Source organism: Sphingomonas sp. SORGH_AS_0438, assembly GCF_031453475.1.
Classification (GTDB): Bacteria; Pseudomonadota; Alphaproteobacteria; order Sphingomonadales; family Sphingomonadaceae; genus Sphingomonas.
In genome coordinates, this window is the sequence record NZ_JAVIZS010000001.1 from 3051915 (window position 1) to 3065050 (window position 13136).

A 13136-nucleotide genomic window follows, 5' to 3' on the forward strand; every position below is an offset into this window, starting at 1 on the left:
CGATTGGCCCGGCTCGCGCAAGCCGCTAGGGGAACGCCTCATCTTGCTGCAAGGAGCCGCCATGCCCACGCTCGTTCTCATCCGCCACGGCCAGTCGACCTGGAATCTGGAGAACCGCTTCACCGGCTGGTGGGATGTCGACGTGACCGAACAGGGTGTGGCCGAGGCGCGCGCGGCGGGCGCGCTGATGGCGGCGAAGGGCCTGGATTTCGACCTGACCTTCACCTCGCTCCAGACGCGCGCGATCAAGACGCTGAACCTGGCGCTGGAGGCGATGGGCCGGCTGTGGCTGCCGACCGAAAAGCATTGGCGGCTGAACGAGCGTCATTATGGCGGCCTGACCGGGCTGGACAAGGCGGAGACGGCGGCCAAGCATGGCGAGGAGCAGGTGAAGATCTGGCGTCGCAGCTTCGACGTGCCCCCGCCCCCGCAAGAGGCCGGCTCCGCTTTTGACCTCGCGGCCGACCGGCGCTATGCCGGGATCGACATCCCCAACACCGAAAGCCTGAAGGACACGATCGCCCGCGTCCTGCCCTATTGGGACGAGCGGATCGCGCCGGCGCTGCGCGACGGCAACCGGGTGCTGATCTCCGCCCATGGCAATTCGCTGCGCGCCCTGGTCAAGCATCTGTCGAACATCCCGGACGACGAGATCACCGGGCTGGAAATCCCGACCGGGCAGCCGATCGTCTACGAACTGGACAATGACCTGAACGCGCTCGACCGTTACTATCTGTCGGAGCGCTGATATCGGCGCGCATATCGGGCATCGGACGTGACCCGCATCAACCCGGACGATCATCTGGAAACGGATGCCGGTCGCGTCTGGACGCCGGAACGCAATGCCGAGGCCTGGCGGCGTTCCTTCCAGCAGCTCGAACGGGCGATCGCCGATGCCGGGCCGTCGGCCCGGGTCGTCCTGGTCTGCGGGCTTCAGGGGGCGGGCAAGACATGCTGGATCGGAAACCAGCCGAAGAGCGTCGGCACCATCTATTTCGATGCCGCCCTGCCCCGCGCCCGTTACCGGGCCCCCGTCATCGATATCGCGCGCCGATCGGGCGTCGATATCGAGGCGGTGTGGATCGATACGCCGCTCGCCATGGCGCTGGTCCGCAATGCCCGGCGTCCCAAGGATCAGATCGTGCCGGACACGGCCATCCGGTCGGTCGCCGACCAGTTCGAACCGCCCCGGACGGCGGAAGGCTTCGCGCGGGTCCGGATCGTTCGGCCTGAGGATTGATCAGGACCGCTCCCAGGCTTGCACCGGCCCGACGCTCCATGCCATCACCGTCAGCACCCCCGCCGCCGCGACGGCGCCCCATAGCGCGTACAACCCATGGAGCGGATAGAGCGCCGCCCCCGTCACCGCGCCCGCGACCAGTCCCGCCCAGAGCAGCAGATAGGGCAGCCAGCGCCAGCGCGGGCCGCCGGCACTCGCCATGGCGAGGTTCTGGCCCAATTTCACCAGCGTGCCCGTCATATAGGTGACGCCGACGCTCACCTCGCCACCGCGCTGGAAGACGTTGTTCTCCGCCCCCATCGCCAGCGCCAGCAGGAACAGGGCAGCCATCGGTGCGGCCGTCATCGTCCCCACCAACGTGGCGAGCGCGAGCAGCAGCGTCACCAGCGCCAGCACCGCCGGCTTGCGCCGCCGGCCCGCCGCCAGGGCGACCCGCGCGCCCAGCACCACACCCAGCACGAAGCAGGCGAGCAGCCCCGCCGCCACCGCCACGCCGCCGGCGTGGCCGGCGATCGCCACCCCCAATTGCGTCGAATTGCCGCTCATGAACGACACGAATAGCCCGCCCAGCCGCAGGAAGCCGATCGCATCGACATAGCCGGCCAGCATCGCCAGCCCGGCGGCCAGGACCCAGAGAGGCTTGCGCTGGCGGATCATGCCGCCGCGCATAGCGCAGCGTGCGAGGCCCCGGAAGCATTCGTCCCTTTTCGGCCATGACATTCGCCATCCCGGTCGCTAGTCAGCGCCTTCGCCTTGCCAGGAGAGCCTGTCCGTGTCCGTACCAATTGTCGGCATCATCATGGGATCGACATCCGATTGGGAGACGATGCGCCACGCCGCCGAGACGCTGGATGCGCTCGGCGTGGCCTATGAAACGCGCGTGGTATCCGCGCATCGCACGCCACAACGCCTTTATGACTATGCGACCGGCGCGGCGGAGCGCGGGCTGAAGGTCGTGATCGCGGGTGCGGGCGGCGCGGCGCACCTGCCCGGCATGGCGGCGGCGATGACGCATCTGCCGGTGTTGGGCGTGCCGGTCGAATCCAAGGCGTTGAAGGGCATGGATAGCCTGTTGTCGATCGTTCAGATGCCGGGCGGCATCCCGGTCGGCACGCTGGCGATCGGCAAGGCGGGGGCGATCAATGCCGGCCTGCTCGCCGCCGCCATCCTGGCGACCAGCGACGCCGACCTGACCGAGCGGTTGAAGGCGTGGCGGGCGGCGCAGACCGATTCGGTCGCGCTCGATCCCGCCGCCGGAGCCGCGGCATGAGCGCGCCCCAGTCTCGGCCGGCGTCGCCACCGGTGCCGCTGCCGCCGGGTTCGACGATCGGCATCCTGGGCGGCGGCCAGCTCGGCCGGATGCTGGCGGTCGCCGCCGCGCAGCTCGGCTATCGCACCCATGTCCTCGCCCCCGATCGCGAGAGCGTCGCCGCGCAGACCGCGTCCAGCCTGACCCGCGCCGATTACCACAACCGCGTCGTGCTGGAGGATTTCGCCGCCGCCTGCGACGTCGTCACCTATGAATTCGAGAATATCGCGCTCGCCCCGGTCGAATGGCTGGCGGAGCGGGTGCCCGTGCATCCCCATCCTCATGCCCTCGCCGTGGCGCAGGAGCGGATCGCCGAGAAGCGCTTCGTCGAGAGCGTCGGCGGCACGCCCGCCCGCTGGGCCCCGGTCGACAGCCGCGCGTCACTCGACGCCGCGATCGCCCAGGTCGGCACCCCCGCCGTGCTCAAGACCACGCGCTTCGGCTATGACGGCAAGGGCCAAATGCGGCTGCGGACGCCGGCCGATGCGGACGCCGCCTGGGAGGCGATCGGCGGGCCGGCGGTGCTCGAATCCTTCGTCACGTTCGACCATGAATTCTCGGTGCTGATCGCGCGCGGGCAGGACGGCGCGACCGTCCGCTACGACACGCCGCTCAACGTGCATGAGGATGCGATCCTGCGCACCTCCACCGTCCCCGCCCCGCTGGAGGTCCGTACCCAGGCGATCGAGGCCGCCGACCTGGCGGTGCGCATCGCCGAGCAGCTCGGCTATGTCGGCGTCCTCGCCTGCGAGTTCTTCGCGACCGCGAACGGCCCGGTGTTCAACGAGATGGCGCCGCGCGTCCACAATAGCGGCCATTGGACGATCGAGGGTGCGGACTGTTCGCAGTTCGAGAATCATATCCGCGCGATCTGCGGCCTGCCGCTCGGCCGGACCGACCTGACGGCCGCGCGGGTGACGATGCGCAACCTGATCGGCGACGACGCCTATGCGGCGGCACTGACCGAACCGGGCGCGCATCTGCACCTCTATGGCAAGAACAGCGTCCGCCCCGGTCGCAAGATGGGGCATGTCACGCGCGTCGAACGCTGAACGCCTCGTTCGCCGGCTCTATGCCTGGGTAATCGCGACATAGGGTTTGACGTGCCCCCCCCTCCAGCTCCGTGAGCGGCCCCGCCTCCACCGCTGGCCGCTTGAGCAGATTCGGCGGCGGCTGGAGGACTCTACCCTCCACCGCCATGCCCCTGGGAATACCGGTGCTGAATGGCGCCTCCCTGATTTGCGCCGCGCCCCCGCCAACACCTCGAACGCCGTCTGAAACGCTTGCTCCTCCTTGGCGCATGCGCGATTCTTCCGCTCCAATTCCAGCCGCTGCTGCTGAAGCTTCGCCGCTCGCCTCTCCGTGCGCCGCTCGCAGAAGGTCATCAGCCATTGGAGGCCTTTCGCCTCCTGTGTCCTTTACTGCGATGTTCTCGAATTGCGCGCGACGCCCTCGGCCGTACCGCAACGACAGGCGGGCAACATGGGGCTTCGCGGGATGGCCCTTCCAATATTCATTCCGCACGCATCGAGCTGGGGCTCGTGGCGCAACGGCCGAAACGGAATGGATCAGCCTACGTCCCGGCAGGGACGCCTCGTCACGCCATAGGCGCTGTCGAGCTCTTGGATCAGGCGGTAGCGGTTGTCCTGGTGAATAGTTCGTCGGAGCGAAGCATGGCGTGCATAATGACCGCGAGCTTGCGGGCAACAGCGACGGCGGCACGCTTGAAGACGATCTTTTCGCAAAGCTTCATGCCTCAGCTACGTAGGTCGCTATCGGCGTGGCTACGGGTCAGGATCACGACGGCCGCCTCATACAGGAGCGAGCGGACGTAGCAGTCACCGCGCCGGGAGATGTGACCGTCATAGTCGACCTCGCCCGACTGGTATCACCTAGTGGTTAGCCCAAGCCAAGCGCCGACCGAGCGGGATCGACTGAAGTTGGCGGGGTCCTCCACCGCCGTCAGATAAGCGGTAGCGGTAATCGCGCCGACCCTGGGGATCGACATCGGCAGCTGACATTGCTGGCTCCTGCGTGCCTCGGCGAGGAGTTGGCGCCCCAGTTCAGTCGCCTGGATACGCAGACCCCGCCACGCGTCGAGGAGAGGCAGGATGATCCGGGCGAGTTCGGCATTGTCGACAAGCAGGGAACGAACGTTCGTCTCAAACTTGCCGCCGATGCCACGCGGTACGAGGAGTCCGAACGTCTTCATCAGCCCGCGAATCTGCCCTGCTATGTCCAGCGTCGCACGGACGAGCTTCGTGCGCGCCGCAATCAGCGTGTGCGAGAGCATACTGTCGAATCCTTCTACCCGCACCTCGCGATAGAACCCCACCTCAGCAAGGTGAGCCAGGCCGTCGGCGTCGTTGGCGTCCGTCTTGTTCGCCGCCATGTCGAGTTCCGCCTTGGCATGGCGCGCATCAATGCAGATCGCTGGCAGCCCCTCCGCCGTGAGCGCGTGGTAGAACCACACCGACAGTTACCCTGCCTCGAACACCACCCGCTCCACCCCAGGGGCGTGCTTGCGGATCAGAGCTGCAATGACCTGCGGGTCTGACAAACACTTGCCGCGCCAAACACGCTTGCCGCCGCACCGGATCGAAACGGCTGTCTTTTTCAACGATACGTCGAGCCCGATATACTCACCCCATGGCTGTTCTCCGTCCGATGTATGGGCCCGGCTGCTAGTCGTGAGCTCGCACCTTCATCTATCGGGGAACAGCCACCTTCCTCTACATCGTCGCTGATCGAGGTAGCTCGCTCCCGCGATTACCCCATGTTCATTACCGCGGATTTTTGTACGGCTACGGGCGTACCGGTCCGCAAGAAGTGCATTCACGAGGTGACCAACACCTCGACGTCGTCATATTCAATTACTCACTGGAGCATGTTGACGACCCCATCGCCTCGCTGACTGAGGCACGGCTTGTGTTGCGGCCGGGCGGGCGCGTGATCGTATGCATCCCGACCGTATCCTCCGAGGCGTGGGACCAGTATGGGACCGACTGGGTTCAGCGCGATGCACCGCGTCACTTCTTGCTGCTGTCGCGCGACGGCGTGCTGCGCACGGCCTCCGCGGCGGGCCTACGTCTGACAAGGACCATCGACGCCTCCGGCGAGGTCCAGTTCACCGGTAGCGAACTTTACCGTCAGGATATCCCCTTGTCCGATCCGCAGCGTAACATGACCTTCGGCAGGATGGCGATCCTCGAATACCGGATGAAGGCCCGCGCGCTCAATCGCCAGCATTGTGGCAACTAGGCGGCATTCATCCTGGAAGCGTGACGCGTCTCCCGATCTTGCAACATCGCTTTGTCGGTGAACTAGACGCTTGATACCCTGCGATAAGTCGTAATTAAAAAGGATGCCCTATGGGGCGGTTCCACATGGGGATCGCCCATATGACAGGCACGCTCCCCAGGCCTTCGCCGGGGGAGGATGGCCTTCCCGCCTAGTTGAGAACGCCTGAGTGCCTTACCAACTCCGCATGCGCTCAGCCTTCGGCGGCCTCACCCCCGAATGGGCCGAGCAAACAGCCTATACCGACTAGAGCGGTTTCCGATCAGGTTGAACCACTGTCATCACCCTGCGGGCGACCGCTTCGCGGCGGGGCGCTTTCGATCCGGGGCGGCGTTGCTTGTCGGTCACGATGCTTCGGCATCGCTCCCTTCGCGCGCCTTGCCCCGAACCGAAATCACCGCCGTGCCGATGATCCAACCTGATCGGAAACCGCTCTAATTCAACGTGTTCGCCGAGCCCAGGAAGACCAGTTCAGGATTGTACGGCTTCGACAATCCTCCGCCCAGTTTCTCCGGTGTTGCTTCGACGGCGTATTTCGACCTTATTGATATGGCCCGACACAGGATAGTGCCGATCGAGCCAGGCCGATAGCAAGGGTGTACGAACCGCAATCGACTTGCCATCCATCGCATCGCTCCAGCTACCGTCATGACCTATGATCAGAAGCGGACGAGTGCGTTCCAAGTCGGCGATGATCCGTGTTTCTTCGTCACCTCTGGCGACATAGATCGGGTACATCGACGAGGTGCATGGCGGCAGGCCCGCCGCTTCATAATAGACCCCGGTGTTGTTCATCACATAGGTACAATGCTGCCCGGTCGAACGCAGCATGGCGCCGATGAGGCGAGCCGTGTTCCCCTCCAGCGCCTCATCGTTCGGCAAGGGCCGAGTTACCAGGGCAAGGTTGCTGCCAGAGCCATGTGCGACAAGGCTATTGGGACGGCGTACTGCGTGAATGGCCAGGACCAGCAATATCATGGCACCGACGGCAGCCAGTGCAGCCGAGTACCATCGCGTGGACAGTTGCAGCGGCCAGGCAAGGGTAGCGACGAATGTGACCACCAGCAGATAAGCAAATTCCACGGCCCACATCTGGTGGCTGAGGTCCGATCGGTTGATCGACTGGTAGTAAATGGCCGCCATCGGGATCATCAGAAGCAGCAAGGTCGCCGCCTCGCCACGGCGTGCGGCAAGATGAAGTTGGAATGATCGCAGCGCCCCGACGGCAATCAAGCCGACATAGACGACGCCGAACATCATATCGTGTACAGGGAAGGGACGAGTCCAGATTTCGCGATGCTGCCCCCAATATCGAATATTGGCAATATGCTGACCGAACATTGCCGGATCGTGCAGGTACATTCCCGCCAGGGTCGCCAAGAATGCGATCGGCGCGACGAGGATCGTCTTCGGCGATCGACCTGTATACCAGGCAAGCACCAGCCCGCTCGCCAAAATGACGATCCCAACCAATCCGCGGCTATAGGCCCAGAACAAGCCAATGGCCGCCGCGATGCCGGCAACAGCGAACAACAATCCCAGCAGATAAGGCCGGCCACATTTTAGAACGCCCAGCAGCGCGGCCAGTTCGCAAAGCAACAGGAGGTCGCGCACCGATGGCGCGCCCTGGTGCAGGCCGACGGAATCTATCCGTGTACCGTTAAACAGCAACAGCAGCATTCCGGCGGTCAATCCGGCGAGCCAGGCCGTCTGACGGGACCGCATCAATCCTGCGGCCGACAGCGCCCATATCGCCGAAGCAGTGGCGGCCAGCCACATATTGGCGGCCCGGGTACAGATCACGACATGATCCGATCCACAAAGGGCGACAGCCCATCGTGCGGGTGCATAGTTCAACATGCCGTGAATCAGCACCGGCAATCCGTTGGAAATACCGAGAAAGTACAGTTGCGGCGAAAGATATTCGCCTTCATGGAATGGATCGACCAGCGGTGTGGCCAGCGGCACGGACAATGCGCTGAAGAGGGCAAAAGCGATCAGCAGCATCGCCAAGCCGGCACCGAGTGGCCTGCGTCCGGTAGGTGTCCCGTTCATCCGTCCTGTCCCGTCGATGGATTGAATGCCCCACGCGCCGCACGAAACGTCTGCTTGAGCATCTGCAGCTTAGCGCTGGTGCCGGTTACCTTGGTCGGGATCGGCTCACCGACCGGATAGCTGCGACGGACTGGAACTTCGCCGACCTTGAGCCCCAGCTGACTGGCTCGGACCGTCAGGTAGAACAGCAACTCGTAGCGGGCGAACACATCCCGGAAGGGCTGAACGCGCGGATCGAGCAGATAGCGTGGCGAATAGGCGCGAAAGCCATTGGTCGTGTCGGTGAACCAGTGCCGCGCGGCGATGCTAAGCATTGGAGCATGGATCATGCGGTTACCGATCGTCCGCTCGAGCGGTGTGTTTTCAGCCGCGCCGCCCTTCAGATAGCGAGATCCCTGAACATAGTCGTAGCCCGCATTCAATTGGTCCACGAACAACGAGACGGCTTCGACATTGTCCTTGCCATTGCCGTCGATGGTGACGATGCCGTCATAGCCCGCGTCGAGACACCAAGCATAGGCCATGCGCAACTGCGCACTCAATTTCCCCGGCCCTGTCTTCGTCAACAGAGCGCGCACCCCGGTGGCACGCAGGAAATCGGCATCGAGCGATCCATCGGTCGATCCTCCATCGGCGACGATCACGTCGACCGGCAGATAGGCTGCCGCAATCCGCTCGAGTTGGGCGCGTATCCGTTGCCCTTCATTGATGACGGGAATCACCAGGGCATGGGCATGACGCTTGGCGTCGAAACAATCCTCGCGACCGGCCGGCACCTGCCATTGAGATCGCAACGCGTTATTCATGCTAGGAAACTTTCTGAAGATGAGCGTATTCGTGACAGAATGTTCAACGCTCGCCCCTGATGAAGACAAACCGCTTGCTCAGGCTATAATTTACGAGGAACGATACGGCTACGGCCAGTAGCAATGGCAGCGCGCGTTGTTGCGGGGCTGGGAAAACGGCAGCTTCCAGAATGGCGACCACGACGACCCGGATACCCAGCGTCACGATCAGGACCGCAAGATAAATGCCGCCACGGGCGGCCGAAAGGCGCGCCTCGGTTTGGAACGTCCAGCGTTCGTGAATGACATAGTTCACGATCGCGGCGACGACGAACCCAGCCGCAGCGGCACCCGGCAAGGGCAGCCCCCCGGATGCCAACAACCATGCCGTGCCGAGATCGATCGCAAGCCCCAGTAACGCGACGATCCCGAAACGCACGATCGGATGGGCGAACAGTTTCGTCACGCAGATCCCATGATGGTGCGTGGATAGACCAAGCGATCAGTACCGCCTGCCCATTCCGGTTCGCTCAACCGCATGATTTCGAAAAGATCATAAATATTGTCGATCTTTCCTCCCATAACAGACACTATTCTCGAATCTTGCGGACGTCTTTGAAAAAGGATCGGGCGGCCATCATCATTTTCGTTCTTGATGAGCACCGTCTTGACATCATATAGGGATCGTTCCCAGCGTGCCTGGGCCAAAGCGGGCACGTAGCGCTGGCTGTCGAGCAACATGTGGCGATGACGCGATTCCGGAGTCATCGCATCGAATACGGCATAGGCCGATCGCCCGGCGGATTGATCGGTCCAACTGGCTTGTGGCGTGTAACGAACGTGCGTCAGCGAATGCAGTCCGGCTGCCGGATAAGGCATGCACGACAGGAAAGGTCCGTCCATGATGGTGATACCATAGCCGTTCAGTTCATCGGGAACCTGAACCAGAGCAATTTCCGCAAGTTCGTGTTTCACCGCCGCGTTGGGCAGGCCCGCCATGTCCAACACATTGTTGATCTGTGCATAGGTGACGTTGAAGACATAGCGCGCTTCGACTTCCTGCCCAGAGGATAGGGCGCACACGACGCCACCTGGCCGCTGGATCAGTCCCGTGACCGCCGTTTCAAGACGAACGTCGACATCCAATACCGCCAAGCGGTTGGCCATGAAACGCTGCAGAATGGAATAGTCAAAGGCGTATTCGGTACAAGAAAAGACCTGTTCAATGCGATCGGCGTCGAACAAGGCCGACTGTGATGCCGTTGCGGGCATGATCGGCGCGCGCATGTCTTCGAACATGCGGTGAAATCGCTTGGCCGAAACCTTGGAACCGCGACGCGCGATCGCGTACAGCATCTGGAAATCGTCGACTACCGCTTCGGGAAAATCCTCTGCGAAGCGACGGTGCAGTACCATCGACTTTACTGCGGTCAGCGCACTGCGCGGATAATGAAATCCGGTATGCACCCGAGCCTGATTGACGCGCGATGCGCGGCCCAGCAATTCCCCGCCAGCCTCGACCAGCATGACCCGGGGGGACAAGGACCGCAGGAAAAGGGCAAGGGCGCAGCCATAGAACCCTCCGCCGATCACCAGATAATCGACTTGCGTCGTGCATCTGGTCACGGATGCGCTGGCCCCGGCCCGGCCAGATTCATGTTACGGCTGAACTCGACTTCGACATTCAGCTCTTCGATCACCTTGCCGAACAAATCGATCGAACTGGCCTCGCCCACCACATCGTCGTCAGTGGCGATCGACACCGCTTCCAACAGCTTCTGCAGCCCGATCGAGAGGCCCAGAAAGGCGATGCCCAGGAACAATGCCGTCATGCTCAGCGCAAGCGAGGTAGTGAGCCAGCCCGGTTCGACTTTGTCGAACGTCGCCCAGACGATGATGACGTAAATCGTGAATATGCAAGCGACCCCCGCAGCCAGCAACCCACCCAGCGCCACGACCGTCAACACGGCGGGTGCCGAGCTGATTAGAAGACGATGCAATAGCTTGAGACGGTGCAGACGTCCTTCCCGCGGGCGTGGGATCAAGCTTTCCGGGGGGTGCTCACGGACGGGAATACTCGCATCGATCGGAGCAAAGCGCAGGGCCAGCCGGTGATCGGGATGGGCCAGAAGCCGGTTCAATAAAGTGCGGGGATAGGCAGCGGTTCGCATGTCGCGCGTACTGACCCGGAAGCCGGCCCCCCTGCCCAGCGCGGACAGGGCAGGATCGAGCATCCTCGCTTGCCCGCGACGTCCGACGATGATCGACGACGACGCTATGGCATCGTCGATCATGTGGAGGATGTCGAACAGCGCGAGTTCCGTCGGCGTCGTCAGCACCACGATATCGCCGATCGCCTCCATCGCCACCGCAGCGCGACGGCGATAGAAGGAGATACCGGTGCGCAGCGTCAATATGCGCAAATTGGCCCCGAGGCCGCGCAGCATCGCCGCATCACCCTGTTCCGCATCGATCGCGACCAGCACTTCGAAGTAACGGAAACGTTGCCCCAGCCCGATCATCAACGCCTCAAGCCGGCCCAGCGCATCAACATCGGCCGGAGCTTCGGTCAGGCAGACCGATACCAGTATGTCTTCGCGTGGCCTAGGCGGCGACATTGGTCGCCTCCTGTACGGCTTGTTCCAAAATGTCGAGCGAGCGGCGTAGCGCGTCCAGCGAGTCCGGCATGGCGGCCTTCATCTCGATACTATACCAACCCTGATAGCCGGCATCCCGCAAAACGCGCAACGCATGCGCCGCCTGGCTGACGTCGGCCGGTGCGGGAGCCAATTGCGGTTCGCTGATATGGACATGGCCGATGCGATCGATCGTATCCGCCGCAATCCGTTCGATCCGCGCGAAATCTCCCTCCATGTGCAGGGCCCCGATATCGAAGTTCAATACGATGGCAGGATGGTCGACACGGCGGACAAAGGCATCAGCTTCCTCCATCCGGTTCAGGAAGTTGGTGCCATAGGCCGCCGGATTGGGTTCCATGGCGATCCGGGTGCCGCAGGAGGCCGCCCGATCGCCCAGCGTTCGGAACAGGTCGATCGCGATCGCGGCGGCCTGCTCCTCATCCAGTGTGGCGGGAATCTGTCGTTGACGCGGCGAGCCGAATACCAGTGTCGGAATGGCCAGACGCCCGGCAAGGTCGATCGCTCTGTGCATGGCGGCGACCAGCGTTTCGCGGGCATCCGCTCCCTCAAACAAGGCCGCATCGGCGACGCCGAACAGCAGGGACTGCATCGATACCAGTTCCAGACCTGCGTCCCTGACCGCATCGATCGCAGTGCCAACTTCATCCGACGACGGGCGGAACGGATCGGCGGCATGGGCGAAGAACAAGCCCGGTGCGATCTCCAATCCGGTGACCCCATGATCGCGGAGTATCGCATAGGCCTCTGTCAGGCGATCGACGGGCCAGGCGATGTTGGACACGGCGAATTTCACGCGACAGCCCGCTGCGCGGCGATAAAATCGGCCAGTTCGTTCAACGACGTGTCGGGGGTCGCCATATAGGCGCCCTCCTGATCCCATAAGGCGGCATAAGCCGTTCGCATGTCCTCTGCATGCAGGCGGGCATTATGACGCGGCATGGATGTGCCGTTCACCGCAGCATAGACCGATGCGGCCTTCAATGGAGGAGGAGCGATATGCAAGACTGAAAGATTCCCTGCCAGTCCTCGCTCAATATCACCCCATAGACGTGCCATGTTGTAGAATTGAAACACGCTGTCGGGATTGGTGAATCCGCTTGCCGCGAAGCCCGCCGCCTCGACCGCAGCATCAAGCGCCGAACGTCGCCCCGACGCCTGCAACCCCGCGCGGTCCAGCACCATCATGTCCAACGACGCGCTGTACTGGTAAAAATGCCCGACCAGCTCGGCATCCTCCGTTCCCAGTGTCGCGGTCAGGGCCGCCAGTCGCGTCGATGGCAGCATCGATGGCATGGGATTAAGAATATCGAACAGGAAATTCTTCTTCAGCCCGGGCCCGAAAAGGGCAGGTAGGCGAACAATCAGCGTTTCAGAAAAATGATCGGCCATCGCGACTTCGAGCGCGCGCCGATTTCGACCATAGGCAAGCTCGGTTTCGTATCGTGCTTCCTGCTCACTGTTCGCGCTGAATTTTTCCAAAACGGCGATGGTCGAGATCAATACGAAACGCTTGGCGCTGATCCGGCTCAGTTGACCGGCTAGAGACCGGATATGCAGTTCGTCACGTTCGGGATCACGATTGGCTTCGAACATCGATCCCGGCGCGGCGGCACAGACCACGGTGTCGAATGACGCGCCTGCCAGCGCATCAATATTGCTACGGTTTACATATTGATCGAAACTACGTTGTTCGCGCAGGCAGCCGCCAACAAAACCAGTATAACCGATCAATGCGTCCACGATTGTCCCTCTTGCCAACGATCGCGGCCGCACAATCATCGCGACCG

At 62.9% G+C, this 13136-nt stretch carries 13 protein-coding genes and 1 pseudogene; 5 read left to right on the top strand and 9 right to left on the bottom strand.

All coding sequences use genetic code 11. The features are described 5' to 3' along the window. The first annotated feature begins 61 nt into the window (after nucleotides 1-61). Nucleotides 62-748 carry a 2,3-diphosphoglycerate-dependent phosphoglycerate mutase gene (gpmA, locus tag QE452_RS14315; protein WP_309659569.1) on the top strand — a complete coding sequence of 229 codons (687 nt, stop codon included), beginning with the start codon at nucleotides 62-64 and terminating at the stop codon, nucleotides 746-748. A 27-nt stretch (nucleotides 749-775) separates the two neighbouring features. Next, complete coding sequence (locus QE452_RS14320; RefSeq protein WP_309659568.1) at nucleotides 776-1240, top strand: AAA family ATPase; 465 nt, start codon at nucleotides 776-778, stop codon at nucleotides 1238-1240. Here QE452_RS14320 and QE452_RS14325 read toward each other — a convergent pair whose 3' ends face one another. Beyond that, nucleotides 1241-1897 carry a YoaK family protein gene (locus QE452_RS14325; protein ID WP_309659567.1) on the bottom strand — a complete coding sequence of 219 codons (657 nt, stop codon included), beginning with the start codon at nucleotides 1895-1897 and terminating at the stop codon, nucleotides 1241-1243. It abuts the gene before it with no gap. Between the two features lie 142 nt (nucleotides 1898-2039). On the opposite strand from QE452_RS14325, the gene purE reads away from it, so the two are divergent. Further along, nucleotides 2040-2510, top strand: coding sequence for a 5-(carboxyamino)imidazole ribonucleotide mutase (gene purE / locus QE452_RS14330; RefSeq protein WP_309659695.1), 471 nt, complete (start codon nucleotides 2040-2042; stop codon nucleotides 2508-2510). Continuing rightward, a complete protein-coding gene (locus QE452_RS14335; RefSeq protein WP_309659566.1) occupies nucleotides 2507-3601 on the top strand; it encodes a 5-(carboxyamino)imidazole ribonucleotide synthase in 1095 nt (364 codons plus the stop codon). Before purE ends, QE452_RS14335 begins: the two co-directional genes overlap by 4 nt. 575 nt (nucleotides 3602-4176) lie before the next feature. On the opposite strand, the pseudogene QE452_RS14340 reads toward QE452_RS14335, so the two are convergent. After that, a pseudogene (locus QE452_RS14340) lies at nucleotides 4177-5187 on the bottom strand (IS110 family transposase). Nucleotides 5188-5345: 158 nt separating this feature from the next. On the opposite strand from QE452_RS14340, the gene QE452_RS14345 reads away from it, so the two are divergent. Next, the gene (locus QE452_RS14345) at nucleotides 5346-5810 is read left to right on the top strand and encodes a methyltransferase domain-containing protein (RefSeq protein WP_309659565.1); all 465 of its coding nucleotides are present in this window, start codon (nucleotides 5346-5348) and stop codon (nucleotides 5808-5810) included. 510 nt (nucleotides 5811-6320) lie between these two features. Here the strand turns inward: QE452_RS14345 and QE452_RS14350 are convergent. Genes QE452_RS14350 through QE452_RS14380 form a run of 7 tightly spaced genes read right to left on the bottom strand, consistent with a single transcriptional unit; the run spans nucleotide 6321 to nucleotide 13089 of the window. After that, nucleotides 6321-7856, bottom strand: a complete 1536-nt coding sequence (locus QE452_RS14350; protein ID WP_309730309.1) for a hypothetical protein — start codon at nucleotides 7854-7856, stop codon at nucleotides 6321-6323. A gap of 44 nt (nucleotides 7857-7900) precedes the next feature. Continuing rightward, entirely contained in the window at nucleotides 7901-8710 is an 810-nt protein-coding gene (locus QE452_RS14355; RefSeq protein ID WP_309659563.1) for a glycosyltransferase family 2 protein, read from the bottom strand. 43 nt (nucleotides 8711-8753) lie between these two features. After that, nucleotides 8754-9155, bottom strand: coding sequence for a GtrA family protein (locus QE452_RS14360; protein WP_309659562.1), 402 nt, complete (start codon nucleotides 9153-9155; stop codon nucleotides 8754-8756). Next, nucleotides 9152-10315, bottom strand: coding sequence for an FAD-binding oxidoreductase (locus QE452_RS14365; protein WP_309659561.1), 1164 nt, complete (start codon nucleotides 10313-10315; stop codon nucleotides 9152-9154). The genes QE452_RS14360 and QE452_RS14365 overlap by 4 nt, the downstream gene beginning before the upstream one ends. Then, nucleotides 10312-11307 (bottom strand): hypothetical protein, encoded by a 996-nt coding sequence (locus QE452_RS14370; protein WP_309659560.1) that lies wholly within the window; start codon nucleotides 11305-11307, stop codon nucleotides 10312-10314. Before QE452_RS14370 ends, QE452_RS14365 begins: the two co-directional genes overlap by 4 nt. After that, nucleotides 11294-12142 (bottom strand): sugar phosphate isomerase/epimerase family protein, encoded by an 849-nt coding sequence (locus QE452_RS14375; RefSeq protein ID WP_309659559.1) that lies wholly within the window; start codon nucleotides 12140-12142, stop codon nucleotides 11294-11296. The genes QE452_RS14370 and QE452_RS14375 overlap by 14 nt, the downstream gene beginning before the upstream one ends. After that, the gene (locus QE452_RS14380; protein WP_309659558.1) at nucleotides 12139-13089 is read right to left on the bottom strand and encodes a hypothetical protein; all 951 of its coding nucleotides are present in this window, start codon (nucleotides 13087-13089) and stop codon (nucleotides 12139-12141) included. The genes QE452_RS14375 and QE452_RS14380 overlap by 4 nt, the downstream gene beginning before the upstream one ends. Between the last annotated feature and the right edge of the window lie 47 nt (nucleotides 13090-13136).